The sequence below is a fragment of the Rhizobium sp. 16-488-2b genome (assembly GCF_017741815.1).
In the GTDB taxonomy this organism is placed as follows: Bacteria; Pseudomonadota; Alphaproteobacteria; order Rhizobiales; family Rhizobiaceae; genus Rhizobium.
The window spans coordinates 486,078-511,039 of the sequence record NZ_JAGHMF010000003.1 but is presented as its reverse complement, the minus strand read 5'-3'; the positions used below and the strand labels follow the sequence as shown (position 1 = coordinate 511,039).

Genomic DNA, 24,962 nt, shown 5'->3' with positions numbered 1-24,962 from the left:
TGAGCGGCTTTGATTTGCTTTGATTAAATTCAAAGGTGCCAGCCCCTCTGATGTTGACATTTGTTGACAAGCGGATGTGCGCGTTTCTGTCGGAGAATGCTGGGTCTCTCGCGTGCGCGTGCGCGCGTACTTGCTGCGGAAACTCTGGAAGACGCTGCCGAGGGGCCTATTCAGGCCTATTTTAGGCTCGACTGGAAGCTTTGATTTGCTTTCATCCAAGATGCTGGCCACGTCTACTCGGCTTCTGCTTTAGATCGCCTATCGCCTTGATCGAGCGAGCCAATCCGATTTTACCCCACCCCTTCGTCACTATGCTCATCGGCGGCCGCAAAGAGCCGCTGGAGCTCGATCTGCACCGCCGTGGTGAATGCCATGGCTTGGCGCGAAACCTCGCCCTCGGGCAAGCCTAGGCCTTTGAGATGGGCAGCAAGCGCCTGCATCTCCTTGCGCCAGTAGACGTTGGCAAGCTCACCGTGGAGCCGCTGCAGGGCCGAGGCGCAGCGCTGAACCTGGGAGCGCTGCCGATCGAGAGGGAAGCAGCACACGGCCCTCACAAGGCATACCCGCTGATAGGTGCAGGATACTGCTCGGCCATGCCGCCGGCGTCCGCTATTCCGCGCTCTGCCTCGTCAGCCTCGCGCTCGTCGTCGCCTTCGCGGTCATCCATGGTGCGAGGGTCGAAGCCGGCATGATCCGGCTCCAGGTTTTCATCCCCGTCAAGCAGATCAAGCAGCTCGATCAGCTCTTCGATCTTGGCTTCAAGTTCAGCGCGCCGGAAGGCTACGATTGAGGTGTACGCGTTCATACGGCTGCCCTCCCGATAGCTGACAAGGCAACTTCCAGCGTTTCCGCGTCATCACGAAGATAGGTGCCGTCCTCATTCTTCCACATCTGGACGATCCACCGGGCTTTCCGAGCTGCATCGTCGAGGCTGGTCGGGACATACTCAAGGATTTCACGCTCGACGTTCTTCACCTGGTCAGACGATGCCTTAACCCGTTGCTCTGCATCATTGAAGCCGCACGCCTCTTTGATTGCGTCTGCCTCCGCAATTCTTGACCGGAGCTCGGCGATTTTCTCATCCATGCGGGCGTAGTGCACGGCCTGCTCCCGTTCCTTTCGGGCAAGGCCTTCCGCGTTAAGCTTTCCAGAGCCGACGATGAGCCAGTGGTCATGACGTTGGTAGTGCTTGCGGATCTCATCCTCTGTGTGCGCATAGATCGGCTCGGAAGGCCGTGTACCGTCGTCGTTGATGTATCCTCGCAGAAGCCGGCCAATCTCGACCCTCTGCGCTGGAGCGGCCTCCATGGCCTCGCTGTCCATGATTACGCTGTAATGGTCCCATTCGAGGCTGTCAGCGGCGATAGCAAGCCTCTGGCGTTCGAAGAGCGTACCGAGCGGGTCAGACACAGCTTCAGGGGCTGCTAGGGCCGGAGTGGCTGCGGCGACCAGAGCGCCAGCCATGAAGTTTCTACGCGTGGTTTCCATCACAGCACCCCTTCCTGACGTTCGAGGTAGCGCAGGACTGCTTCAACCAGCACATCGCGCAGTTCGTCGACAAACACCGACTTGTCGGCGATGAATTTCAGAGTGGTGATTGCACCGCGACGGGTGAGCAGAGTTGGCGCCTTCCAGTTCAAGAGCACCTCGAGCGGTGGTCCATACGTCTCCGCGATGAGCCGCTCTTCATTCTCGGCTGTGATGGTTCCATCAGGAAAGGCGTCCATGCGGGCCATGCCTTCACGGTAGGCGTTAATGGCATCCTCGAATGGGTCCTTAGCGTCCGGGAGGTCCATGTAGCAGAAGCCAACGGCAAACGTCGGCCTAACCGACGTCGGATAAACCACTGCCTTCCAGTCTCCATCGGCGTACTCGTCGAGTGCACGCGCCAATTCCCAGCCGAGGCGATTTACTTTCTTCACGGGAGTTTCGGGCAAAGCTTCGCCCTCAACAGGAACGCGGTCGTTCTGCATGGTCAGTCTCCGTTGATATGGATTGATATGATTCAGCCCTTAGAGGCGCGCTGTTGCCTGCAGTCTTGAAATCTCGGCTTGGAGGGCGAGCCGATCGCCTTCCACCCGCATCCGCCAGGGACGAGCATTCACGCGCATCAGCTCGGCGGTCAGTTCATGCACTCGATCGGCCGCACGCTGCTGGATAGTCTTGAGCGCCTCGGCGGCTTCCCACTTGACCGTCATCCACGCCGACTTGAGGCAGCGCGAGAACGACTTGCGGCGGCTCGCCTCATTGGCTGGGCGGCTGCCGTTCCACTGCTTGCGGAAAAGCTTCCATGCCAGCTGCATAATGCGGGATCGGTCGAATTTGGGCATGCCTTCGGCGGTGGCCTTAACCATGATGTCAGGCATTTGGTGATTTCCTATTGCTGCTGCGTTGTTACAGGTGTATGTAAAGCATACAAACGTATGCGTCAATAAAAAAGATACAACTGTAACCATTTGGAGCTAATATGGCCGAACTGACCCCCGAAGCTAACCGAGCTGCTCGCGCTATCCTGAAGTGGTCGGTAAGGGAGTTGGCCGATCACGCCGGCATCGCCTTCACGACGGTCCACCGCTTCGAGTCCACGGGCATCGCCACCGACACGACGAAGGACAAAATCAAGGCCGCTTACGCCGCGCACGATGTCGAGATAACCAATGGCGACTACACCGGCGCCCGTCTCAAGCTGAAGAAGGATTGAGGATGCGGGTCAACAGCACGCGCTATCTGTACGTGTTAGCCAGTGAAGCGGGCATCTGCCGAGTTAGCGCTTCGAAGGGCGAACCCGGTCCAGCCAAGAGCCTCCAATACGCCAGCGACTACAGTCTGACCGTTGTTGAGAGCGTCAAAGTCCCAGTTGCGACCGCCATGAAGGTGAAGGCAAGAGCAATGGAGATGATGCGAGGTGCGCGTGTTTTCGGTGAGTGGTTCAAAGTTACGCCTGAGATAGCGTGCGCGGCCCTCCGCTTGGCAATGATCGAGCATGCGCAAGGTCCATTGGCGCCAAGCGAGCAATAGGGACCGTATCGGCGGCCCTTCAGCCTTGCGGAGCGCAGCACCGCGGCTCCTCGGGCAAATTGTCGGCGCTGGGTGGTGGTCATCTCCTGCTAATCCCGGCTGGGACGGATAGCAGATTTCCCCCGGTAAACGTGCATGGTTGCTTAACCATTTCTCCCCAAGATTGTCGCAATTTCAATTGGGGGAGAGACGTGCCTATTCCAGACTTCGATCACCGCGGGCTCATCCCGCCGGTCAGAAACGATCCTACCAGTTTAGATCGATCCCCTTACCTGGCCACGATGCAGGAAGTGGTCGGTCGGTTTGGCACCTCCCCACATCGACGCCAGCTGTTGCGCAGCTTGATTGCTTACAGACGGTTGTTTGCGGCAGACAGCTACGATACAGGGATCCAACTCCTGGACGGGAGCTTTGTTGAGAACGTCGAAGCGACTGCCGGCAGACAGCCTGGCGATATCGACGTTTTCACCCTTGTCGCGCCCCCGCAGAAGTATGTCGATGACTATTCCCTTTGGCAGAGTCATGGTGCAGGTTACTGGGAGAGCCAGCTTGTGAACCGCCAGCTCAATAAGCAGCGGTTCTCACTCGACAGCTACGGTATTATGATTGATAGCAGCATGCCTATCTTCGACATGCTCCAGAATGTGACCTATTGGTACGGCTTGTTCTCACACCAACGGGACACATTTCAATGGAAGGGTTTTGTCGCAGTAGACGTAAACCCCTTCGATGACGAAGCTGCACTTCTAACGATGGGAGATGAGTGATGCCAAATCTGCTTTCGCTAGAATCCCTCGAAAGCGATCGGGCCTTCGTCGAAAAGCAGCGTGACAAAGCGCCCGCTGATCGATGGGGCACATCCAAGACGATGTGGGACCAACGGCTGTCCGATATCAATCAAAAGATTGACGAGATCAAATCGAAGCCGGCGAGCCATGCCAGCGTTGCGCTTATCTTTGACGGTCAGCCTGTTGTCGGCCAGGGCGATATCCGCCTGGATTTCACAACTGAGGCGCTGAGCTCGTACCAGAAGATAATCGCCGCTTCCTTGGCGACCCAGCAAGACAAGACCATCGCAGCCAAGGGCCGCGTTCGCGGTGCCGACAAATCAAAGCTGTTCATCCGCGATATCGTTCGCGGATCGATGGGTTTCATTCTTGAAGAATTAGCGGCGCCCCAAACGGATCTTTTTGCCACCCCGCTGAAAACGGCTGTCGAAGAGGTAACCGAGCTGATTGGCAAGCTTAACTCTTCGGACGAGCAGCAGTTCGTGGAAGCTATCGACAGTACGCCCCCTCGTTTGGTCGGAGCCCTTCAGAAATTCACCAAGGTGCTGGAAGACGCTGGCGCCACAACGAGAATTGTCGGCGATGTGAACCGCGTAGCGCTTACTTCAGCTGAGATCCACCGCCTGTCATACCGCTTCGCAGAGGTCGATGTGACAGACGAGCAGTTGACATTCGAAGGCGTACTCCTCGGCATGTTGCCCGACTCGCGTGAGTTCGAACTCCAACTCCATGGTGAAGCTGCAACCGTAAAGGGGAGCGTGTCTGAGGAAATCGCCACCCGCTACATTACAGACAGCGCTTTCAAGGAAAGGCTTCTTCTTCGACCCGTCACGGCGCACCTCACGCTTACCAAGACCATGCGCCTAGGTACCATGATCAGGCAGCAGCTTGTCCTGGAGTCGCTTGAGCCAAGCGTGACCCCTGACCTTCTCTCCTCAAGCGATTGAGAGCCTCAAGGTGGCTATGCCGCTCCGATAAGGGTTCGGTAGCACCACCTTGCGACTTTGCCCTTAAGGCACCATCCAAAACGGCCCCCAACCTGTAGAAGCCCTTCCTGTTTGCGGGCGTGATGAAGCCATCGGCCACGAGCTGGCGGAAGCGGAAGCCCGTCACCTTGAGGAAGCGGGCTGCTTCATCGGCGCTCACCAGGTACTCGCGGAGACATTTGCGGTTCGAGCGAAGAATGGTCATGTGCCTCTCCTATGCCGCGAGCCCGAGCTGCGGATGCTGGTTTGTGTTCGCTGGCTTCATCAGTTCCTCGATCTTTTCCCGCGTAACAAAGCTACCCTTTGCCACCAAGGCCTCAACCTTCTCTCGGACAGATGCAGGGGTTTTGTTCTGCGCGAGGATAAGCAGGCCAGTTGCTTGGACCATCTCAAGCATGCGCTCGTCGTCTCCCCATAGCCGGGCTATCTGCATGTAGCTGTTGGCGGTCGTCACCGCCACTGAGCACTGCTCGCGCAGCCATGGCTTGAACTCGCCCTGGGGCAACGTCGCCCTCATCCTGAGGCACTCCATGCCGATATCGGCCATCTCCCTGCCGGTGCGCTTCGTGCAGACTGGCGCCTCTCCCTCGGCTGCCTTTCGCATGTACCGATCGGCAGCGTGGCGTGTCATGCCGGCCGTCTCTCGAAGCCATGCGCGGAACTCCCGCGGCGTGAGGGTGTCTTTGACCGCCAGCAGCGTCTTACCGGCTTCGATAGCCGTTTCAGCCGGTACCTGCCTTAGGACGCGATTGTCCTCAACGTCACCGGTCTTTCTGAGGAAGCTGAAATCCACTTCCCGATCAGCGCTGTTCTTGGTGTAGATCCGGAGCATCATGTACATGGCGCCGGCCGCCGCCTGCCTTACAGTCACGATGCCGTAAAGCGATTGGCAGTGCCAGGTGATCCAGCCGAGGGGGATCTTGTCCCATGCCTGATACCAGTCGCTCAGGTCCTTCTCGATCCATTCTGAGCAGGCCTCGACGAGATCCGAAGTTGCCCAGAGGATTGGCGCCGTCATTAGCCCCTGATTGCCCTTCGTCTCCATGAGGGTCGACACGACGAGCCGGAGGTGTCCTTCCCCGTACTTTTCCAGGATGGCGAGGAGGGTAGCAATGGCGCGCGTCTCTCCTGGTTTGGGGAACTCGTTCGCCTTGATGATTTTCACGTCGAACTCTTCGCAGATTGCTCGGACGATGGCTTCAGACATGGGAGGGCTCACCTTTCTCGATGATGGAATCAAGCATGGCTCGGAGAGTTTGCCGGACAGGCCAAGGACGAAGGCGCACAGCGCGCTTTCTCTGCTCGGACAGGTCAATGGTCGCGAATACCTGCTCAAGCGCGTCCTGGGGCATCTGTGGGCGAAATAGCAGCACGTCGGACACTGCACCGAAGGTATCGCTGGCAAGGTCTGGAGATTTCGAGGAGAGCACACACCGCAGGACGGCGGATAGGTGAGTTTCGCCATGGCGATCGAGCAGACCGTCGAGCGTGCGGCCGGCGTGAGTATCGCTGGCGCCACATCGCTGGTTCGTCGGAAGGGATCGAAGGCCGAAGTCAGCCAGGATGGCAGGCAGGGAGGAAGACAGAACAGGCTTGGAAGCTTGAAGCATCGTGCACTCTCAGCGAACGACTTGTGAAAAGACGTTTACCAAAAGAGAACGCGCTGAGCCAGTGCGTCAGTGCACTTTCCTCGGCTTCATCTGGTCCGACTGCACCATGAGGCCAATGCGCAGCGCCACCCGTTCAAGCAGATCCATCTCATCATCGGTCAGATCATCGAGCATCGATCCATCGAAAGTGAATAGGCCCGTTGACTGAGGCGAGGTGCTGTCGGCCTTCAGGAGGTTGTGAAGCTTCGCCTTGCCGAGGATTGCGCTCACAGCAGCGGCGTAGCGCCCGGAGGCCATAGCCTGCACTCGTGCCACCTCAAGCTCGTCGGTGAGGCTCTCTATGCTCACAAGCGCCCTCTCGACGCCTAGCGCCTGTATCTCGGCCACGCGAGCCCGGACCACATCATTTAACATCAGCCTTGATGCGTTCTGCTGGTGCGGTTTGAACCCCGCCACGGCGTAGGCTTCAGTCGCGCTTTTGCCGCTTGCCACAGCTTGAGCGAATGCTTCGTGCCTCGGGTTAGCCAGGACTGACATCCGGTGGTCTGAGGTGTGTTTAACCATTGCCCTGCCCTTCACTGCACAGAGGTGTTTGCCGGCTGGTGCTCGAAGAAGCGTCGATCGTTCACCCTTGCGCCAGTGAGATTCTCCAGCACCGTTGCGACCGAGCTTACAGCAGAAAGCAGATGCACGACGAGACCGCGAACCTTTACCGGATCATCTGCGCATTCTCGGATCGCCACCCCAAGAGAGATAGCCAAGGCTTGGATGGTCAATGCATCGTCGAACGTCACTGTGCCGTCGCTGGGCAAGCCTTCGATGATGTAGCCGAGCGTCTTGGCAGCCAAGTCCTGCTGCTCTTCGTCGCCAATCTGCGCTTGGATGGACAGATATTCAAAAATTCCGGTGACTGTGTTGGTGTCGATCAACTGAACGACTGGACGTTGATTCTCGGGCATCTCATTCTCCTTCCAAAAGCGGCGTTCGACTCAGGACTTTCCGCATGTTGACCAGACGATGTGAGGACCATGGCAATATTCTTTCACTGCGCGCCGATCCCCCTAAGAGTTGGGAGCATTATCGAACCCGGGAATTGGGGGCGGGTCATCAAGCTGTGGCAGACGAGCAACGGACAAGTTCAGGTCCAGGCGTTGAACGAAGTCGCATTCGAACTGGCTAGACGCCTGTTCGCACCAGAGAAACCGAGCAGGCTCAACTGCGTGTTCGCCGCCCGAACTTTGGCTGAGGCGCAGACTTATAGGAGCGCCCACGCGTCCACCAATCTCATCTATGAAATCGAAACCATAGATCCGAGTCCGGCAATCCATCTCGGTGACTATTCGGTCGCGATTGAGCCTCACAGTGGTCGCTATTTTGAACCGGCGATGCAGCGAGCTCAGTCGTACTGGACCGAGACCTCACCTGCCTCTCCAGAGGTTCTGATTGGTGGTGCAGTCCGGGTCTTGGCACGCCATGATTGATACGACCTGACATCTTCACTTCCTTTCCAGGTTGAGGCATTGTGCCGGCATGGCCGATATCGTCTACCGCCTTGCCTATGTTGTCATCTGCTGCGCCGGCATGGTCTGCTTCTGGCTGCTCTGCCGCTGGCTGATCTACGGCATCTCCGATGGCTTCGGCATCGGATTCGGCGCAGGGTTCGGTGTTGGCATGGTTCTCATGTACGCCATCACCCTTGTCGACAAACGAGACGCTCAACGCCGCTCCAAGAGCTGACGCGTGAGCGTGGGGGCAGCCTGAGCGCCTATCTGGGCAGCTGTACCAGCTTCTGCGCCGATCCTAGCGTTCTGGCCTTGCAGGGCCTGCAGGAAGGATAGCCTTTCCAGCTGATCGACAGCATCAGGGCCTCGCGAGGTCAGGATGTCGGCTGCCGCACCTCGGCGAGCTGCCATCGCCGCTTCGTTCTGAACCTGATTGAGCTTCCCGCCGGCCGAGGCTAGGGCGTCACCAAAGTTCATGTTGAGCACGCCACGCACAACGCCGTTCCCGTCTCCCCGCTGACCGCCCCAGCGCTGCTGCGCCGCCGTGCGGGCTGCCGTAACGCTGTTGCCCGTCACCGCGTGGCCAGTGTCAGCGAAGGTTGCTTCCCGCTCGATCGCGGACAGGAAACGGTCGGCTTCGTCGCGGCCAAGAAGGGCCTGAAGCTTGAAGCGGTTAGCGTCCTTCTGGAACATCGCCCGGGCGGCGCCACCATCGTTGCGAGCGTTCATCATGATTTCATCGAGACCGGCTCGAGCGCCGTGGAGGTAGGCATCTCGTTCTCCTGGCCCAAGCGCCCTCATCTCGGCCGCAACCTCACCTGGGTGAACACTGCGCTGAAATACCGAACGACCGTTATCCAGTGCGTCGATCACCGCTGATGGCCCCGCAAAGGCATCCAGAGCCGCGCGGTACGAGTCCGGCGCGTCATTGATGAGGTGGTTCCTCATCGTGCTCAACATCCGCACCTCGTTGTTGCGTCCGGCACGCTGAGCAACTCCTATCTGATCATCCAGCGAGCGCTTCACCAAATCGAGGCCCCGAACGTCGAGCTGATCAGGATTGATCGGCATCCGTTCATTCTCGGCTAGGCGCTGTGCGTTTCTGAGCGCCTGCCGGCCGGCTGGGGTCTGCAGGATATTTCGGATCGTCTGCGTAGGCTGAAAGGGCTCAGCGTAAGCCTGCTGGTAGAGCGGGCGGGCAGCGTCGGCTCGCTCCTGCACGTATGCTGCTCGATCGGCAATGATGTCGCCGCTCGGGCCAAGCGAAGCGTCAGCATCTGTCCGGATGCGTTGGCCTGCTCCGGCCGCGCGTTCTGCGAGAGCTGCACGGGCGACAGTCTGACCCCGTCCGGGCATTGAAGCGATAGCGCTCAAGTCGCCTTGCATATTCGGGCCTAGATCAGCCGGCATGCCTTCGGGACCGAGCTCAGCCAATCTAGCCCTGGCGGATGCTGCATCAATGCCATCGGCCGTGAGCGACGTGGCGAGGTTGCGGCCTACACTGTCGCCTCGGCTTCGAACCCAGTTGAGAACGCCGCGAGTTCCCGCACCGATGGCCGATCCGACCGCTGGACCAGCGCCACCGAAGAGCATACCCAAGCCAGCGCCCTGGGCAATCTTTGTCCAGTCTCCCTCGGAGCGAACAGCGGCATCAGTGCCACCGATAACGCCACCTGAGGCTAGGCCAGCAATAGACCTCCCAGCCAAAGTTTCTCCTGCGACGCCAAGTGCGCGAGCACCCAAGGCAGTGCTTGCAACAGGGGCCATCGCAGCGACGCCACCGGTGATGTTGCCAGCGATGCGGGCAACAGGGTGCTGCTCTTGAGCATCCGTCACGATCTGATCGGCGCGCTCAAGGTTCGAATCGTAGCTGTCGCCGTTGATCAACGAACCCAAGCCGGCGGCAGCGCGCTTGATCCCGCCCATGATGGCAGGACCGACGATCGGGAAGCCTTCAACGCCGCCAGAGGTGAAGGCACCGAATGCGCCGCTTGCACCACTCTGTTCATCTCGATCGAGAAGTCGCTGGCTTTCCTCCCAGTTGAGGTGGCGGCCCACCGGCTCCATTTCGAAGCCTGGGGGCAGCTCCGGGGTGCTGTCACCACCTGCAGGGGCATGGCCCATGAGCTCGCCGGTTTCGCCCTGTGCGGGCTTGGGAGCGGGCGCTGCGCCGGTGTCGAGCACGAAGCCGGGCGGAAGAGCGGGAAGGTTGTCGGCCATTAGCGTACGGGCTCCCATTTGCCGTTGCGGAGTTCGAGGGTTTCTCCGGTCTGAGGATTGCGAGCGCGAGGCGCGCGCGTCTGAGGCGACGGGTTGCCACGCTGCGGATTGCCATTGGCATACTGCTTGAACCGAGCGTACGGGTTCGCAAGTGCCCGGATCTGCTTTTCAGCTTCCTGCCAGGTGATACCGCCAGCATCCTTTGGCAGGTATGCCCGAGAGGCGATGTCGGCAGCCTTGATGCGGTTTTCCTGGACCCGCTGGAAGGTGTCGACGATAAGCGCGTTGCCCTCTGGCGAGTTGCCAAGGCTGGGCAAGCTCTTCAGGAACTGGCGAGCATCGAAGTCAGACGTAGCGCCTGAGCCAGCAGGCCGCATAGCAGGAGCCAAGCGGGAGACGATGGCGTCATAGGCCTGGGACTCGCCAAGACCCTCGACGGAGAAGCCCAAGGCCTCGGCATAAGGGCCGAGAGCGTTCATGACCTGCGCGCCCTTGCCGGTGCCGATCTGCCTACCGAGATTTGCCAGCGTCTGCAGATCCTCCATCATCTGTGGAGAGCCGGCGCCGGCCTCGACGATATCATTGAGGCGCTTCGCCGCGGCCTTGTCGGATTCCTCGGCAAACTTGCTGCTGTTGTCGCCCGTGTTGATTACGGTCGCGCCCGCCTTCTTGTTCTGGGTCTGCCAGTCAGCGAACGTGCCCTTGAAGCCTTGGCTTTGAGCGTAGTTGTACTCTCGGATATCGTTGGTCGGCTTCTCGCCCGAGCCCTTGTAGATCGGCTGGTGCGTTACCGGATCGAGCAGCACATCATCAGGGCCGACTTTAAGCGGATCCTGAGGCTTGCTAAAGCCGCCGAGCGACATCACTTCGCCGGTCTGCTGATTGGCGCGCGCAAGGGTGCCGTCGGGCAGCGTGATGAACTGCCAGGGCTCCGAGGCCTTCTGACCCTGAACGTTGGCCTTCCAGAGTTCTAGACCAACCTCGTTGAGCTGTGGATCGCGCAGGAGGCGCTGGATGAGGTTTACATCAACGCCACCACGCTGAACGGGCGTCACTCCCGGTGCGAGAATGGAGCCGGCGCTCGATGCCATCTGAGCAGGCCGAGGAAGCGGAGAACCTGTGTTGACCTGCGAGGCAGCAATCGGCACGTCGCCGCCGGCAGTCGCCACACTGGAAGGCGCTGCGTCAGGAGCTGCATCAAGCCGGCGGGCCGGATCATTGGCGCGCATCGGGCCAGCCCAGCCGGGCAAGGGAATGCCGATCGAAGGATCAAGGCTTGCCACCTGTGTGCCGTTGCCTTGGGTGTTGGCGTGGTTGACCGGTGAAGGCAGGTTCGCTGCAGCTTGTGCCGCCGTCTGAGCTTGAGGAGCGCCGCCCGCGTCCCTGAAATCCTGCGCGAAATAGTTTGTGGTCATCGCACGTCGGCGAGCAGCTTCGCCTCCTGGCTGATCGTAACCTGCAAACCGCCAAGCGCCTGCCATGAGATCGGCAGCCTCTTCTGGAGATTGCGCAGCATTGAGCCGGGTGATCAGGCTCGGATCTTCGCTCAAGAAGTATTCGGCCTGCGTCTGAGGCGAGCCGTTGCCCTCCTCGCCGCGGCTGCGTGCGAAATTCCGCAGGTTCTGAAGACGCTCGGCACGCCAAGAGAGGATGCCGCCAGAGGTGCCAGCCTGACCGGACTGCGAAGGATCTGCCCAGGACGAGGCAGCTTTCTGCGGGCTCCATCCGCTTTCAGCGCGGCCAGTAGCTGCGACAGCGGCCAAAGCGTAAGGGTTTTGGATCTTCGTCCGGATCGTGTCGATGAAAGGCTGATACGTGCTGCCCTGCGCGGGACCGCGATCGACAGGGCCAACGGGTGCCGTCATAGGTGCGGCCGCGGCTTGCTGTCTGTTGCCGCCCATGAGACCGGAGAGGAAAGACTGCTGCGGCTGCGGCTGACCGGCAGAGGGGCCCACTTCGTCGGCTAGGCGGGCGAGAGCCTTGTCCCGGCCCTTTTTCTGAATGACGCCACCGATTGAATCACTAAGCTTATCGAGCCATGAGAAATCAGGCTGCGGGATAGGGGCCATCGGAACGTTGAGTGAAGCAATCTGGGCCATCAGTGCACCTCCGCAAAATCGCCAGGATGGAAGACACCGGAGAATTCACGGCCGGAGGCTTTCAGCTTCTCGGCTGCGGCCTTCAGGCAGAACTCGTTGACGCTGAGACCCTCGCGGGCTGTGGCGTCGAAGAGCGCTTCACGGAAGGTCGCCGTTACCCGGCCGCCGTTGAGCATGAGGTTGACGATCGGGTCTTTTTCCCGACGTTGTCTGTTCGCGATAGTGGTCATCCGCCATCTCCTGATCTCAGTTTCGACAGGAAGAAGACCACGGACAGCGAGGCTTTGAAATTGGAAGCGTCCGGTAGTGGTTCGCGCTTTACGGCAGGAAAATATTCGTCAACGGCTCCATCAATTGCAGGAGCACCGGTCTGACCTCGGGCGGATGAAGAACGGCTTGGGCAGCGGAATAGACGCCGAGACCGAAGGCTCCGATTGATGAAATAACAATCACAGCGGTGACGAAGGAAATGAATATTGCCCAATTGTAGGTCTTGCTGGACCCGCTAGCATTCGACATCGCGAATACCGTCTGCGCGATGTAACCTCCCGCACAAGACAGCACACCCAGTCCAGTGCCAACAGCAAATGCAAGAAGCGCCGAGAGGAAGAACGGCCGATCAAACTGAGCAGTGCTTGACAACAGCGCAACAAGAGCGACCGCTGCGCCCCCATTGATGATGATGCAGGATTTTACGCATTCGCGGCCGTACTCGATCGCCTGGGCCGAATTCTGTAGCTGAAACTCTCTGTCTGACATTAGGGACTCTGCGCGGCGATCAATTGGTTGAGTGGAACCTACGGTGGCCGATCTCAAATTGGAACTCCAAGATGATCGAAATACCGTTTTACTCGGGCGTGGGTACGCTTGCCCTCGCGCAATAGTTCTAGCGCCGCAACATCACCATGAACGACCATTTCCAGCGCTGGCGCTGAAATCTCCAGAGGAGCGCCAGGCTTGGACTGCCTGCCGATCCCAAACTCCTTGCACCAACTGCGGATGGTTTTCTCATCCCGATTGGCTCGATGTACCGCCATCTTCAGGTTGATGATATCGTCACGACGCATCAGGATCGGAAACAAGCCGGGGTCAGCCTGAGGCTTTACGTCCTCAAACAGGGTCTTGGCTTGCTTGGCTGCCGATCGATGCAATATCCGGTTCCTTATTGCGGCTTCGCTTCCATGCATATCTCGACGCACAGCAGAACGCACTCGTTGCAGATAAAGACCCCGCGTCCCGCAATCAGCTTGCGAACGCTGTGCTGATCCTTCGAGCAGAAGGAGCAGTAGAGCAGGTTTTTGTCGGCAAGCGCCTTCTCCGCCGCCGACGTTCTCGCGTTAGATTGCCGGAGGGCTTCTTCCATCTCGATCAGCTGCTTCTGCATCCTCCGCGAGCCAGGCATCATGCCGCACCTCGTGGATTGTCGCCGGTCCACTCGTCCCACGCTGCCCGGGCCATTTCGGCGTGCACCGCATAGGTGAAGGTCGCAAGTGCTTCTTTAATCTGCAGCTCGGCCATCCCGTTCACCTGATATCGGGCGTAGAGCCGCCGGCACGTCATCTGCCAAAAGCGGTCTGCAGCTGATCCTGTCCGCTTCTCCAGGATCCTGGCGGTCTCGCGAATAAGACCTACCTCTCGCTCGACAGGGAAGTGGTATACGGCCGAGACTGGCGACGAGGCGCGCGCTAGCTGTTGGTCGAGGATGTCGAACATATCTGTTTGTTCTCCTTTCATGCCACCCGGTCCTTCAAGGTGTCGCCTATCCCATGGGGCTCTGCCCCTTGGAGCCCTGCCGGGGCATGATGCCCCAGACCCCCGACCATGCCCGCTGCGCGCGCCTGGCGTACTTGAATGCGTGGCGGCGTTGGCGGCAGATCTGCTTGTGAGACAAGTGTGTCGCCAGTTGTTATTAATAGGAGTGGCGACAGACCTGTCTCATTCTGCTTGCGGTACCATGTGGCACGAGATATCCCGGCAGCGGCCCAAGGCTTGAGCTTTGCTAGAGAGTGGGCCTCATAGGATTTACGATCCTTCCGCTTTTCGGCTGATCGCTTTTGTTCCTGGCGCGCTCGATCAAGCTCCCGTTTGCGCTCTCTTGCGATTTCTTTTCGCTCGCTCGCGGTCACGTCGCATGAGCCAATCGTCTTCAGACCCAAAGTCGTGCGCTCCGCCAACGTCACATTCATCAGGGCCGCCACCGCATCAGCCGACAGCATCTTTTTGCGTTTCACCGTCTCTTCGAGGATTGGCTTGCCTACCTCGAGCCACCGATCGACGGCCCAAGGGGCGAAGCGCGCGCACCAGTCTTTCAGATCTTGCTCAGGCGCTGAATGAGCGACTGCCCTGATGTAGCCAAGGCAGAGGTCCACATCGTCGGTACCATTGGGATCCGGAATGATCCCGCCATGCCGATCCTTTATCACCAACTCGATTTCGCGCAGACGCACAAGCGAGAGCGACAACTTCCAGGTCCTCGGCCGGTTGACGGTTCCTAGAATGCAGTTGCCGAGCATCGTTTGGCCGGAAGACATCGCCTTACGCCTAGATCGATGCTTTATTTCCACCTGATCACGTGAGGCCTGCTTCATCCGTGAGCCCTCCGATAGGTGCGCATCTTGCTAGCAAGCGCGCAGGCCTCGGAGGCTTGAAGAGAGGTCAGGCCGAACCGGGTCTTGATCTGGGGAATGACATCCTGCCGGGGCTCCTGGTCAGCGATCCACTGAGCTGCAGCTGTGACGGCTTCGTCTACGTGTGCGGGGTTTGGCACCATCAGAGCGCCTCCCCTGTTGTGTCCTCGATGACGTGAGGGAACGAAAGCAACCGATAATGCGCGTGGTTTCCCGGGAAAGGACCACCGTGCGGGATATGCCGCGTCTCGATCAAGAAACCGGCTTTCCGGAGCTTGAAGATGTATGCCGACAGCCGAGGAGCATGAACCATCAACGAACTGATACCGGCAGCGCCTGCATCTATCAGGCGGCGAAGGGTTTGGGCATCACGCCCGCGCACGACAACGGGGGTTCCACCCGGCTCATGCGTTGCTTTGATCTGATAAGCCATGCTGCGTCCCTTTCAGTAGGACCGATCGAACACAGCGACGTGGACAGGCGCGGGAGGAGCGACTATCTTTCGGGTGTCCTGATCTGTGGAAATGACATCGACCCGGTGAGCGCCCGCCAGCGCTGCCGGGTTTTCACTATCCGCCACTATTTTGGTGAGCCCAATCACTCGGCAGCTTCCAAAAAGAAGTTGATGAGGCGGTTGCGCTCAGCCACCCAGCGACCTCCAACCTTTTTGGCAGGAAGCTCGCCGCTGTCGAGCATGTAGAAAGTTGCGCGCTTGGAGCGCCCAATCAGCTTGGCAATTTCCTCGGCTCCCCAGACCAAGCTCAGCTTCTCATTGACTTCCGGCATCGTCGTTCCTTTCGCCAAATGGCATTAACCAGCATCAGCACCGTGCTAATGTTACAAATGTTTAGCACCGTGCTGATCTTGACGTCAATCGGGATTTAGCACAGTGCTATAGGAATATTTGGAACGAGGTTGTGATGGCTAAGACTGAACGGGGCTCGGAGCAGGCGATGATCCGCCTCCCAGAGGGAATGAGAGATAAACTCAAGGCCGCGGCGGAGGTCACCGGACGCTCCATGAATGCTGAAATAGTCGACCGCCTTGAACAGTCATTCCGATCGCCGCTTGTGCTCCCAGAGGACTTGATTGATCGGATCACCGTGTACGCAAAGCGGCACAACCGGACAGTTACGGACGAGGTTCTGCGCCTGCTAGAGCGTGAATACCCACAGCAATGGAACGTCGACGACAGAATGGAATATTTGGGCACCCTCTTGGCGGTCTTGCAGGGGGGCACATCAGACACTCGGATCAATCAGTTCATCATCGACGTGCGAGACACCGTTGAGGGAGTGATAGGTGGGCGCGTTGTTGGGGTGAGTGACAAAGCTCGCGCAGAGATCGAGACTATGTGGACCCAATACAAAGAGCATCTGGCTGAAGAAGAGTATGAGCATCAAGTCAACGACCTAGATGAGGAAGAGGACCGAATGCTCGAACTTGTCGGCACCACTGAGAAACTAGCAGAACCGCTTCCAGATCCGAGGAATGACCTCTTCAAGCTCAACGATGTGCTGCCGAGCAGGCTTCTTGCAGAACTGACAAGACGGCTGACGAACGGCGACAACAGCGGTGCCGCTGACTTGCTCGCGGGTATAGAGCCGAATGATCTGGCGAAATGGAATAAGGAAGCCAAACTCAGCTGGTTTGAGAGGGAGCGTCTCCGGGAGCTGCAAGCAGAACCGTCAGATCTGCCCTTTATTCACGGCCCGGATCTTGACGACGACTTGAAGGATTAAGCCATGTCAGTACGGAAACGGGAATGGACGACACCCAAGGGCGTCGAGAAGTCTGCCTGGGTCGTTGATTACGTGGACACCACGGGCAAGCGCCGACTGAAGACCTTCGCCAAGAAGAAGGAAGCAGACCAGTTCGCAGCAACAGCCACCGTCGAGGTGCGAGAGGGCACGCACGTGGCGGACAGTGCCACGGTCACGATTGAGGAAGCTGGAAAGTTCTGGATGAAGTCGGGCGATGCTGCAGGGCTCGAACGTACATCCATGGATCAGCGCCGGCAGCATCTTGAGCTGCATATCGTTCCCCTCGCCGGCTCCGTGAAGCTCACAAAGGTCACGGCGCCGTGGGTGCGCTCATTCCAAGATGATCTGAGAGAGAATGGCCGATCGGCCGCAATGGTCAAACGGGTGACCGTGAGCCTTGGCAGCATCCTCGCTGACGCGCAAGGACGAGGCCTTGTAGTGCGAAACGCTGTGCACGAGCTATCCAAGGCCAGATCAGGCACCAAAGCCTCTGAGCGCCGCGCCAAGGCGAAACTGCGCATCGGCGTCGATATCCCCACCAATGCCGAGGTCAAGTCGATCCTCGACGCTGCAGAGGGCAGATATCGCCCGCTGCTCGTGACGATGACTTTTACCGGGATCCGCTCGAGCGAGGCACGCGGCTTGCGCTGGGAGGATGTGGACCTGAAAAAGGGTTTGCTTCACGTTCGGCAGCGGGCCGACCGATACGGCGAGGTGGGCATGCCAAAGTCAGAGGCTGGACAGCGGACGGTCCCTTTGCCGCCGATGGTCATCAACACGCTGAAGGAATGGAAGCTAGCCTGCCCTGCCAGTGATGCCGGTCTCGTATTCCCCAACCAGGCGGGCAACATCGAGTTTCACCAGAACATGCTTCACCGCGGGCTCTGGGCTACAGAGATAGCGGCTGGGCTGTCAGTCGATACGGGGAAGACGGACAAGGACGGGGAAGCCGTTATCCAGCCCAAGTACACCGGCTTTCACGCGCTGCGCCACTGGTACGCGAGCTGGTGCATCAACAGGAAGGCAGACGGCGGGCTTGAGCTCACCGCGAAGGCAGTTCAGATGCGCATGGGACACAGCTCCATTCAGGTTACGTTTGACACCTACGGGCACCTGTTTCCGAGCGCTGATGAAGGGGCTGAAATGGCTGCAGCCGAGCGCGCCCTGTTCGCGGTTTAGCTAGCCTCGGGATTTTGGTCCGCAACATGGACGCAACACACCGCCAATAAGCTCAATGAAAACAGCGATTATTAGAACACTCTGACTCCGTTAATCTTGGTTCGAGTCCAGGTTCCCCAGCCAAATCTCTCTTAATTCTTTCATCTTCCATTCGTTACGGATATTATTGCGATATCTATTGACGACCTGCGCCGCTTGCGACGATCAACCGAACACTAGCTCCGGCACCACCGCCTCCCAGATGTCTCGCTGAAGGTGCACCCGGAACTCTTCCTGATTGTCGGCCTTGCGCCAGCGCACGATGGCGCCGACCTCGCCTCGGAGGAAACTCAGCCCTTCTGGAGGTGACCAGCTTTTGGCCATGCGTCCGAGAGCTTGCCCTTGAGCATTCAGCATCTTCCAATTGGAAGCGTCGCGGACGATATGGAGTGGATCGCCCACCTTTGCCGCCGAGATTGCGGCAAGCGAGGGATGACCCTGCCCGAGGCGCCCGGCCCATGAAAGATCCACCGTTTTGAGGTTGGGCACTTGATACAGCGCAGTCGGAACGTCGACGGCATCGGAGATAGCCGGCGCGGTCCGGCGCAGCACATGCTCTTCGCCGTGCGGTACGAACGGATGCTGTCTTTCCGCAATAATGGCAAGGCTACGTCGGGCTCTGGTCATGGCGACATAGAAGAGGCGGCGCGGCGCATCGGGATCCTCATCCTTGGAGGGCCTGTCCCAACCGCCATTCAGGATAACGACATCGTCGAACTCCAGGCCTTTCGATCGATGCGCCGTCAACAACAGCAATGCCCGCTGATCGCTGCGCGCATCATACGCCCATTCAGCGAACCACTCGACGAGATCCGGCACGGGCATTGTCTTGTTCGCAAGCTCTTTCGCCAGTGCGGCGATGCCTTCGGCAATCAGGTCCGTCCAGCGGTTTGACGGTATAGCATTGAGCACGCCCACCAGATCACGGATGCTCAGCAAACGTGCCGCATCACGACGCAGGACGTCGATGAACTGCTGCATTTCGCGCAGACGCCAGATGCTGGGCAGGCTCTCATTCGCCATTTCGACCGGAATACCAAGCGTTTCGGCATAAGCGCGCACCGGAGCCAAGCGCCGCCAGTCGCGCGCGATAACCGCCGCACGCGACCAGTTCCACTCCGGATCAAGGCGGGATAGTCGGACGAGTTCATCGACAGCGGTCATCGCCTGAGCCACATCGCCGGATGGGCAGTCCAACACTTGCACACGCCCATGTGCCACCGGATCGAGCGCCGCCATCTCTCCACCCGGCGGCCCCTTGCTGCGCTTGCGATCGATGGCAATGTCGTGACCGGCCTTCATGCGAGTCGCGGCTGGCGCAATGACTGCGTTGGCGGCTGCAATGATATGCCCCGTCGAACGATAGTTTTCGATCAGGAACACGGGTCGTGCATTGTAATCGGCCTCGAACTGGCGGATGAAGCGAATGGATGCCCCGGCGAAGGCGTAGATGTTCTGATCGTCGTCACCCACCGCAAACAGGCTGAGCCGAAGCTCCTTGTCGTCCAGCGAGCGGCCAGCGACTGCGGAGATCAACGCATATTCCTCGGGGCCGATGTCCTGATACTCGTCCACGAGGATCCAGCGATAGCCCTCAATCAGCGTATCACGTTGTGCCTCGGCTTCCGGTTTGCTCAGTCCTTCGCCGTTCAACTGGCGGACCGCTTCCATAATGATCCCGTCGAAATCGTGGGACGTCTCGCTTGCGGTTCCGGCGAAGCTCGCGCCCACCAATCGCATCGCCAGGGCGTGGCAAGTGGATATGGTCACCGCGGTCGCGTCATCGCCGATCAGGTGTCTCAGCCGGATGCGTATTTCGGCGGCAGCATGGCGGTTGTAGGTCAGCACCAGGATGCCGCGGGGGTCCTCGCGGCGGACACGGATCAGATAGGCGATGCGGTGCACCAGAACGCGCGTCTTGCCCGAACCTGGCCCAGCAAGGACGAGCACGTTTGTCTGTTCGCGGTCGTCAGCGACGATCTCTTGCTGAACTGGATTCTTCAGAGCCTCAACGATCGCCTTCCAGGATTTGCCGGTGGTGCGACGCCTGATCTCACCGCCCTTGCCTGGCATCCAGCGGCGCAGAAAGGCGTCGCGCTCCAGGACAAAGTAATCCTCGGACAGCCGAAGCGCCTGATCCATCGCAACAAGGCCTCTTTCTGCATAGGCCGCCATCACGTGGGTCTGGATCGTCTGCTCGACGTAGTGCTCCTCCAGGGGGGCAAAATCCTTCACGGTGAACTGACCGCCGGAGGGATTCAAATGCACCGTCATTGCCTGCCGGAAAATCGTCAGCCCCTTGCCGAGCGTCAGCACCTCCTGCTCGTGGAGCCACAGAAGTGCGCGCTCCATCAGTCGTGTCATGTCCTGAATACCGCTGCCGCGCAGCAACGCGTCTCCCGTCAGGGTCGAAAGGAGATCACCCATCGTCGTTTCAACCTGGATGTCCTTGCCGCGGCTGCCTTTTGGCAACCTGCCCAGCAGGTGCCGTAGCAACAACTCCGCACCCTGCTGCCGCAGGTTTGCCGTCTGCTCCAGCGCCTGCCAGGACCGCTGCAGCGTAACCAGTAGTGTGTTGCGTGAAGCCTTGCGCAGCCGAAGATTGCCCTTGCCGCCGTCCTGATCGCGCCCGTCGCGGCCCATGCTGCGGAGCAGCTTTTCCACGATGTAGGGGCGCACTGCGCTATGCCCCTGATCGCGGAGCGCCTGACAGGCCTCGGCCATGTGCAGGGGAATGCCTTCGGTATCTTCGGCATCGGGGGCCGCCTCACGCATCAGGGCGATCAGCGCCGTTTCAAGTCTAGCTGCCTGCGCCAGGCGTTGCTGCGAATGACCATCGGCTACAACATGGACAAAAATCGTGACAATGACGTCGTTGCGAGCGATCCCGAGCGCCTCGAGATCGGCCAACGCCTTGTTCAGCATCCCCCCTGTCAGTCCGCTGACCCCAGCGAGTTCGTCGGTGGATATGCCCTTATCGGGCGGCGCGTTCATCAAGTGGCGCGTTATATCCAGAAGCTGCTTGCGACGGGTGCCGGTGATCGCGGCTCTGGCCAAGATGGCCTCGACCTCCTCCAGGTTGCGGATTCTGAGGGACGAGGGAAAGACCTGAACCTTGTTCTCCTCACGACTCAGCAGCGTGGCCTCTTCCAGCCAGGACACCGCGGTCTTCACCCTGGTGTCGTCGGTGTTGATGTCGCGCTCGAACTCCTGATCGCGTTCCGCCCGCACGACTTCGCCCGAGGTGGCCACAACCGTGCCGGTCTTTTTCATACGCTCGTCAAGCCGCCGCAGAGCCTTGAGGATGGCGCCGATTTCATGCCGGGCCAGACGCGAGCGAGCCGAAAGCGAGAACTGGCGCTCGACGTCCTCCTCAGCGAAGAGCAGCACGCAATTGGCATGGGCGCGGTCGCGGCCGGCTCGCCCGGCCTCCTGCAGATAGTCCTCCAATGATCCGGGAATATCGCCGTGGACCACCAGTCGGATATCAGGCTTGTCGATCCCCATGCCGAAAGCATTGGTCGCAGCGATAATCCCGAGGTCGCCGATACGAAATCGCTCCTGAATGTCGCGCTTCTCCTCGGACGTCAGACCAGCGTGGAACCGTTCCGCCGACAGCCCCTGCTGCTTGAGGAACTGGGCCACTCGCTGTGTCTCGCTGCGTGTGGCGCAATAGATTACGGCACCGGAGGCGCCATCCTGCGGCAACTTGGTCTCGATCACATCAAGGATGTCAGCGAGCTTGGTGCCGCGCTGAGTCGACCGAACCTCGAAGCTGAGATTGGTGCGCACTGCGCCACCGTCTAGCAACAAAAGCTCGCTTCCAAGTCGTGCCTTGAAATGCTCCCGGATGTCACGCACCACTTCGGGCTTGGCGGTGGCGGTCAAGCAGAGCACCTGCGCAGGCGCTTCATCGCCCGCGGATTCCTTGATGAAACGGCTGACATAGCGGTAGTCGGGCCGGAAGTCGTGGCCCCATTTCGAAACGCAATGCGCTTCGTCCAGTACCCAGAGCCCGATCTCACGCTGTGCCAGAACCGATCGGACCGAGTTGCTGCGCAATTGCTCGGGCGAAATGAGCAGCATTGCCGCCTCTCCCATTCGCACGCGGTCCAGCGCATCCTGCCGCTCGGGCATCGAGAGCATTCCATTGACGGTCACGGCGGAGGATATCCCTGCCCGCTCCATGCCCTGAACCTGATCGCCCATCAGCGCGACCAGCGGCGAGATCGCCACCGTCAGTGCTCCAGTCTTGTCGAACTTCGACAAAGCGGGGATCTGATAGCAGACCGATTTGCCCGTGCCTGTCGGCAAAATGCCGAGGACGCTCGCCCCGCGCATCGCCTCATCGACGATCCGCTCCTGCAGGGGGCGGCCCATATCATCCACCGGCTCAGCGCGGAAGGCATCGAACCCAAACCAGCGCGACAAAGCGCGGACCGGGTCGTTCTTCTCGCTGCACCAGGCGCAATCCGGGCTATTGCAATTGGTGTCGCGCAAGTGGCGCACGATCATTGCAGCCTCGCGGAACTGCGCACGTACCCAAGGCGGCATGACGGAATCGCCGCCGGCAACCAGGATCCAAGACAACGCGTAGGCCATCGACCAACCAAGTTGCGGGTTCGAAAGGCGGTTCAGCGTCTGTTCGATCCGCCTCTCGCAAGCGCGCCCAGCCAAAAGCCGGGAGATCGCTTCTCTTGCCAAAAGGGTATCGGGCGCGGGAGCGCCGCGAACCTCCCGGAAAACAGCATCGAAGCCGTCGTGGTTCTCCATTCTCGTGGTAAGGAAATGAAAGGCCGCGACGGCATCGGGTTGATCGGCGTTCTGCTGGGTCAAAGCCGCCAGTTGATTGCGCAGCACCTGAAACACCAGTCGCGCATCCAGTTCCGGGTCGTTGACATGGCCCGCCTGCAGGCGCCCGTCATGATAGTGCTTGACGAGATGGTGGTAGGGATTGCGCGGAAATGCGAGGGGATTAAGCCATAGAGTGTCTATCGGCGACCGAAGAATACTCGCAAGTCCGGGCCGCACCGCGAACAAGTGAGGCAGGTCATGGCGAAGTATGTTGTGCCCGAGCAGGTGCACCCCTTCGGTCGCTTCTGATTCCAGGCGGCCGAGTGCGGCCCCGAGATCGCGTTTCCTTGCCAGGATCGGGGGACGAGTGTCATCGCGCACCGCGGCAAAGGCGAAGATGCTGGCAGTTACAGGATCCACTTCCAGGTCGATGGAAAGGCAACGTTGCAGAAACGGTTGGAAAGGCTCAGCCATATACAACAGGGTTTATTCACGTGATGAAGCGATTGGCGATCATGGTCGTGCATTTGGCGAAAGGTCAACGTTTAAGTTGTGTCGCACAAGAAGTTGGCCCGATGGCCGCCTATCGAACTCATGTAGCCGGTAACCAGAGCGACCCTACCGGCATCCAAACGCAAAACAGCGCCGCAATGTCTCGGCGCTGTCGCAGTTCTGATTCGCTTTAAGAGCTAAGCTTTCGGGGCGTGAATGTCTGCGGCGATGGAATCGAGGATGATGCGCGCGGCGGGTTGCTCGCAGGGCAAAAGCACCTTCAGGAACGCCTGCCGCTCGGCCTCGAGCGCCCAAGCCCGGCCCGCCTTGTATTCAAGGGCGGCTTTGCGCATCTCGTTGAAGGTCTCGACCTTGTGCGAGGCGCGTTCGGCCATGCGACCCAGGGAATTGAAAGGCGGATGATTTCCGGAATCGAAATAGATCAGCGGCTTTTCGAACAGTTGGTATTCGCTAAGGAACGAGACGCCGTCCGTCAGCATCAGATCGGACGCTTCGAAAAGCTCGCCGTAGGTTCCCTCGCTAACCGCGCAGTTGGAAAGCGCCGACCAGGTGTCGACATACTGCTGATAACCGCCATTGGCCAAGGGGCTACCTTCCGACAGGCTGAACTTGAGCGACGGGTGCGGCTTGAACACGAACTGGATATCGGTGCTGGAGCGCGCCCACTCCAGCATTTCCTTGTAAATGCGATGGAAGACTCCGAAACCCGAATTGCCGTTGGCGGCGAGCAGGTAATGCGGGGCCCAGATGACGCGGAAGGTGCGCCCTTTGGGTTCCGGGATCGGCCACACGCCATGACCTCTGGCCGACAGCAGCTTGTCGAGCTTGGGGTAGCCGCTCAACACGAATTTTTCCGGATCGGAGTGAGCGAAGGAACCGTAATAGGATATCGTCAGTTCGGTTTCGCAGAACACCTTCCAGGCAAAACGGTGGTATTGCTGATCGTAATTGTTGTCGTAGGCCTCGTCGGACTCGTCCGTCATGTCAGGATTGGCCAGCGTTCCAACGCCATAGGGCACGACGCAGATGCGCGCGAAGGAGATTTCCAGCGTGCGTAGGCCGGGCGGCACGGGAGTTTCCCATTGCTGCTGGCGGAACACCACATCGGGCATGAGATTCCTGAAAATGTCGAGCGCATCATAGGCGTCCACATTCAGACGAAGATGCGGAATCTTGAGCGCCGTCAGTCCAAGATGGACATCGTCTTCACCGGCAAATTCGGCCCTGCCGAGCTCGCTCTTATCGATGGAAACCACGATTGGATAGAACCGCTCGTCCTCGACCATCGCCTGATAGATTTCGGCAAACGAATCCCACATCGGGATCGACTGAACGATGAAGACGCAGCGGATTTTCTCGGTGGAAGGTCCAAGTCTGCGAAGCGTCATATTGCTGACCTGCTTGACGGTATGCGCGCTGATGGCCAGCTGGTTCAGTCGGAGGTCGAGACGGGTTAGGACTTCTCTCGTCAGCGGAACCTTGTTCTGCGCGCTCTCTTCAATCGCCTTCTTGACGATGTCGGCTACCTGATTGGGCAGGTCCTGTAGCTGACCATGGAACGTCTGCAGCAGCTTGGCGATCTCGAACTGGACGGCGCCCTGCACTTCGATGCGTTCACCAAGCTGTTCCACCTGCGCTTTCAGCGCTGTGAGCTCGGCCAACGTTTCGGTGGACGTGGTGGTCGTTTCAGTCTGTGGCATGCCATTCGCCTTCACGTATCGCAACGGACATTCGGGCGAACAGCCGAGGCAGGTGGGTTATTTACATGCCACAACCTACGGCTGGAAGCTTTCGCCAGACTGGCCAGAAGGGCGACAAACTATG

At 59.4% G+C, this 24,962-nt stretch carries 27 protein-coding genes and 1 pseudogene; 7 read left to right on the top strand and 21 right to left on the bottom strand.

Annotation, left to right across the window (positions count from 1 at the left end; genetic code table 11):
- Positions 1 to 290 precede the first annotated feature (290 nt).
- The 5 genes from J5286_RS04115 to J5286_RS04095 are packed head-to-tail and all read right to left on the bottom strand — an operon-like array spanning position 291 to position 2,366.
- Positions 291 to 545, bottom strand: coding sequence for a DUF6074 family protein (locus tag J5286_RS04115; RefSeq protein WP_348529240.1), 255 nt, complete (start codon positions 543 to 545; stop codon positions 291 to 293).
- A 5-nt stretch (positions 546 to 550) separates the two neighbouring features.
- Positions 551 to 805: a hypothetical protein gene (locus J5286_RS04110; protein ID WP_209189247.1), complete on the bottom strand. Its 255-nt coding sequence runs from the start codon at positions 803 to 805 to the stop codon at positions 551 to 553.
- Positions 802 to 1,488, bottom strand: coding sequence for a twin-arginine translocation signal domain-containing protein (locus tag J5286_RS04105; RefSeq protein WP_209189246.1), 687 nt, complete (start codon positions 1,486 to 1,488; stop codon positions 802 to 804). The genes J5286_RS04110 and J5286_RS04105 overlap by 4 nt, the downstream gene beginning before the upstream one ends.
- Complete coding sequence (locus tag J5286_RS04100; protein WP_209189245.1) at positions 1,488 to 1,973, bottom strand: hypothetical protein; 486 nt, start codon at positions 1,971 to 1,973, stop codon at positions 1,488 to 1,490. The genes J5286_RS04105 and J5286_RS04100 overlap by 1 nt, the downstream gene beginning before the upstream one ends.
- 39 nt (positions 1,974 to 2,012) lie before the next feature.
- The gene (locus J5286_RS04095; protein WP_209189244.1) at positions 2,013 to 2,366 is read right to left on the bottom strand and encodes a hypothetical protein; all 354 of its coding nucleotides are present in this window, start codon (positions 2,364 to 2,366) and stop codon (positions 2,013 to 2,015) included.
- 101 nt (positions 2,367 to 2,467) lie between these two features.
- Here J5286_RS04095 and J5286_RS04090 point away from each other — a divergent pair, with 101 nt between their 5' ends.
- The 3 genes from J5286_RS04090 (at position 2,468) to J5286_RS04080 (ending at position 4,753) form a co-directional block, all read left to right on the top strand.
- Positions 2,468 to 2,701, top strand: coding sequence for a helix-turn-helix domain-containing protein (locus J5286_RS04090; protein ID WP_209189243.1), 234 nt, complete (start codon positions 2,468 to 2,470; stop codon positions 2,699 to 2,701).
- 508 nt (positions 2,702 to 3,209) lie between these two features.
- The gene (locus tag J5286_RS04085) at positions 3,210 to 3,785 is read left to right on the top strand and encodes a DUF6932 family protein (RefSeq protein WP_348529239.1); all 576 of its coding nucleotides are present in this window, start codon (positions 3,210 to 3,212) and stop codon (positions 3,783 to 3,785) included.
- Complete coding sequence (locus tag J5286_RS04080; protein ID WP_209189242.1) at positions 3,785 to 4,753, top strand: hypothetical protein; 969 nt, start codon at positions 3,785 to 3,787, stop codon at positions 4,751 to 4,753. The genes J5286_RS04085 and J5286_RS04080 overlap by 1 nt, the downstream gene beginning before the upstream one ends.
- Positions 4,754 to 5,006: 253 nt before the next feature.
- On the opposite strand, the gene J5286_RS04075 is transcribed toward J5286_RS04080, so the two are convergent.
- The 4 genes from J5286_RS04075 to J5286_RS04060 form a co-directional block, all read right to left on the bottom strand.
- Positions 5,007 to 5,999 carry a hypothetical protein gene (locus J5286_RS04075; RefSeq protein ID WP_209189241.1) on the bottom strand — a complete coding sequence of 331 codons (993 nt, stop codon included), beginning with the start codon at positions 5,997 to 5,999 and terminating at the stop codon, positions 5,007 to 5,009.
- The gene (locus tag J5286_RS04070) at positions 5,992 to 6,402 is read right to left on the bottom strand and encodes a hypothetical protein (RefSeq protein ID WP_209189240.1); all 411 of its coding nucleotides are present in this window, start codon (positions 6,400 to 6,402) and stop codon (positions 5,992 to 5,994) included. Before J5286_RS04070 ends, J5286_RS04075 begins: the two co-directional genes overlap by 8 nt.
- 66 nt (positions 6,403 to 6,468) lie before the next feature.
- Positions 6,469 to 6,966, bottom strand: coding sequence for a terminase small subunit (locus tag J5286_RS04065; protein WP_209189239.1), 498 nt, complete (start codon positions 6,964 to 6,966; stop codon positions 6,469 to 6,471).
- Positions 6,967 to 6,977: 11 nt separating this feature from the next.
- Positions 6,978 to 7,361, bottom strand: a complete 384-nt coding sequence (locus J5286_RS04060) for a hypothetical protein (RefSeq protein ID WP_209189238.1) — start codon at positions 7,359 to 7,361, stop codon at positions 6,978 to 6,980.
- Between the two features lie 69 nt (positions 7,362 to 7,430).
- Here J5286_RS04060 and J5286_RS04055 point away from each other — a divergent pair, with 69 nt between their 5' ends.
- Positions 7,431 to 7,883 carry a DUF2441 domain-containing protein gene (locus J5286_RS04055; protein ID WP_209189237.1) on the top strand — a complete coding sequence of 151 codons (453 nt, stop codon included), beginning with the start codon at positions 7,431 to 7,433 and terminating at the stop codon, positions 7,881 to 7,883.
- A gap of 49 nt (positions 7,884 to 7,932) precedes the next feature.
- Positions 7,933 to 8,139, top strand: a complete 207-nt coding sequence (locus J5286_RS04050) for a hypothetical protein (RefSeq protein WP_209189236.1) — start codon at positions 7,933 to 7,935, stop codon at positions 8,137 to 8,139.
- Here J5286_RS04050 and J5286_RS04045 read toward each other — a convergent pair.
- The 10 genes and pseudogenes from J5286_RS04045 to J5286_RS04000 all read right to left on the bottom strand — a co-directional run bounded on the left by J5286_RS04045 (position 8,118) and on the right by J5286_RS04000 (position 15,636).
- Positions 8,118 to 10,124: a hypothetical protein gene (locus J5286_RS04045; RefSeq protein ID WP_209189235.1), complete on the bottom strand. Its 2,007-nt coding sequence runs from the start codon at positions 10,122 to 10,124 to the stop codon at positions 8,118 to 8,120. The genes J5286_RS04050 and J5286_RS04045 overlap by 22 nt on opposite strands.
- A complete protein-coding gene (locus tag J5286_RS04040) occupies positions 10,124 to 12,223 on the bottom strand; it encodes a phage tail tip lysozyme (protein ID WP_209189234.1) in 2,100 nt (699 codons plus the stop codon). The genes J5286_RS04045 and J5286_RS04040 overlap by 1 nt, the downstream gene beginning before the upstream one ends.
- Positions 12,223 to 12,453: a hypothetical protein gene (locus tag J5286_RS04035; protein ID WP_209189233.1), complete on the bottom strand. Its 231-nt coding sequence runs from the start codon at positions 12,451 to 12,453 to the stop codon at positions 12,223 to 12,225. Before J5286_RS04035 ends, J5286_RS04040 begins: the two co-directional genes overlap by 1 nt.
- 88 nt (positions 12,454 to 12,541) lie before the next feature.
- Positions 12,542 to 12,982, bottom strand: a complete 441-nt coding sequence (locus J5286_RS04030) for a hypothetical protein (protein WP_209189232.1) — start codon at positions 12,980 to 12,982, stop codon at positions 12,542 to 12,544.
- A gap of 53 nt (positions 12,983 to 13,035) precedes the next feature.
- Positions 13,036 to 13,374 carry a hypothetical protein gene (locus J5286_RS04025; protein ID WP_245205335.1) on the bottom strand — a complete coding sequence of 113 codons (339 nt, stop codon included), beginning with the start codon at positions 13,372 to 13,374 and terminating at the stop codon, positions 13,036 to 13,038.
- 26 nt (positions 13,375 to 13,400) lie between these two features.
- Positions 13,401 to 13,586, bottom strand: a pseudogene (locus J5286_RS04020) (ClpX C4-type zinc finger protein); the annotation flags it as partial.
- A gap of 38 nt (positions 13,587 to 13,624) precedes the next feature.
- On the bottom strand, positions 13,625 to 13,936 hold the full coding sequence (locus tag J5286_RS04015; protein WP_209189231.1) for a DUF6074 family protein: 312 nt from the start codon (positions 13,934 to 13,936) through the stop codon (positions 13,625 to 13,627).
- Between the two features lie 17 nt (positions 13,937 to 13,953).
- Entirely contained in the window at positions 13,954 to 14,811 is an 858-nt protein-coding gene (locus tag J5286_RS04010) for a thyroid transcription factor 1-associated protein 26 (RefSeq protein ID WP_209189230.1), read from the bottom strand.
- A gap of 181 nt (positions 14,812 to 14,992) precedes the next feature.
- A complete protein-coding gene (locus tag J5286_RS04005) occupies positions 14,993 to 15,283 on the bottom strand; it encodes a winged helix domain-containing protein (protein WP_209189229.1) in 291 nt (96 codons plus the stop codon).
- Between the two features lie 164 nt (positions 15,284 to 15,447).
- Positions 15,448 to 15,636, bottom strand: a complete 189-nt coding sequence (locus J5286_RS04000; protein WP_209189228.1) for a MerR family transcriptional regulator — start codon at positions 15,634 to 15,636, stop codon at positions 15,448 to 15,450.
- A gap of 134 nt (positions 15,637 to 15,770) precedes the next feature.
- On the opposite strand from J5286_RS04000, the gene J5286_RS03995 reads away from it, so the two are divergent.
- Both J5286_RS03995 and J5286_RS03990 read left to right on the top strand, forming a co-directional pair.
- Entirely contained in the window at positions 15,771 to 16,592 is an 822-nt protein-coding gene (locus J5286_RS03995) for an Arc family DNA-binding protein (protein ID WP_209189227.1), read from the top strand.
- 3 nt (positions 16,593 to 16,595) lie between these two features.
- On the top strand, positions 16,596 to 17,792 hold the full coding sequence (locus tag J5286_RS03990) for a tyrosine-type recombinase/integrase (RefSeq protein ID WP_209189226.1): 1,197 nt from the start codon (positions 16,596 to 16,598) through the stop codon (positions 17,790 to 17,792).
- 204 nt (positions 17,793 to 17,996) lie between these two features.
- Here the strand turns inward: J5286_RS03990 and J5286_RS03985 are convergent, their stop codons facing one another.
- Together J5286_RS03985 and J5286_RS03980 are read right to left on the bottom strand one after the other, a co-directional pair.
- A complete protein-coding gene (locus J5286_RS03985; protein ID WP_209189606.1) occupies positions 17,997 to 23,099 on the bottom strand; it encodes a RecQ family ATP-dependent DNA helicase in 5,103 nt (1,700 codons plus the stop codon).
- A gap of 215 nt (positions 23,100 to 23,314) precedes the next feature.
- A complete protein-coding gene (locus tag J5286_RS03980) occupies positions 23,315 to 24,838 on the bottom strand; it encodes a CDP-glycerol glycerophosphotransferase family protein (protein WP_209189225.1) in 1,524 nt (507 codons plus the stop codon).
- Positions 24,839 to 24,962 lie beyond the last annotated feature (124 nt).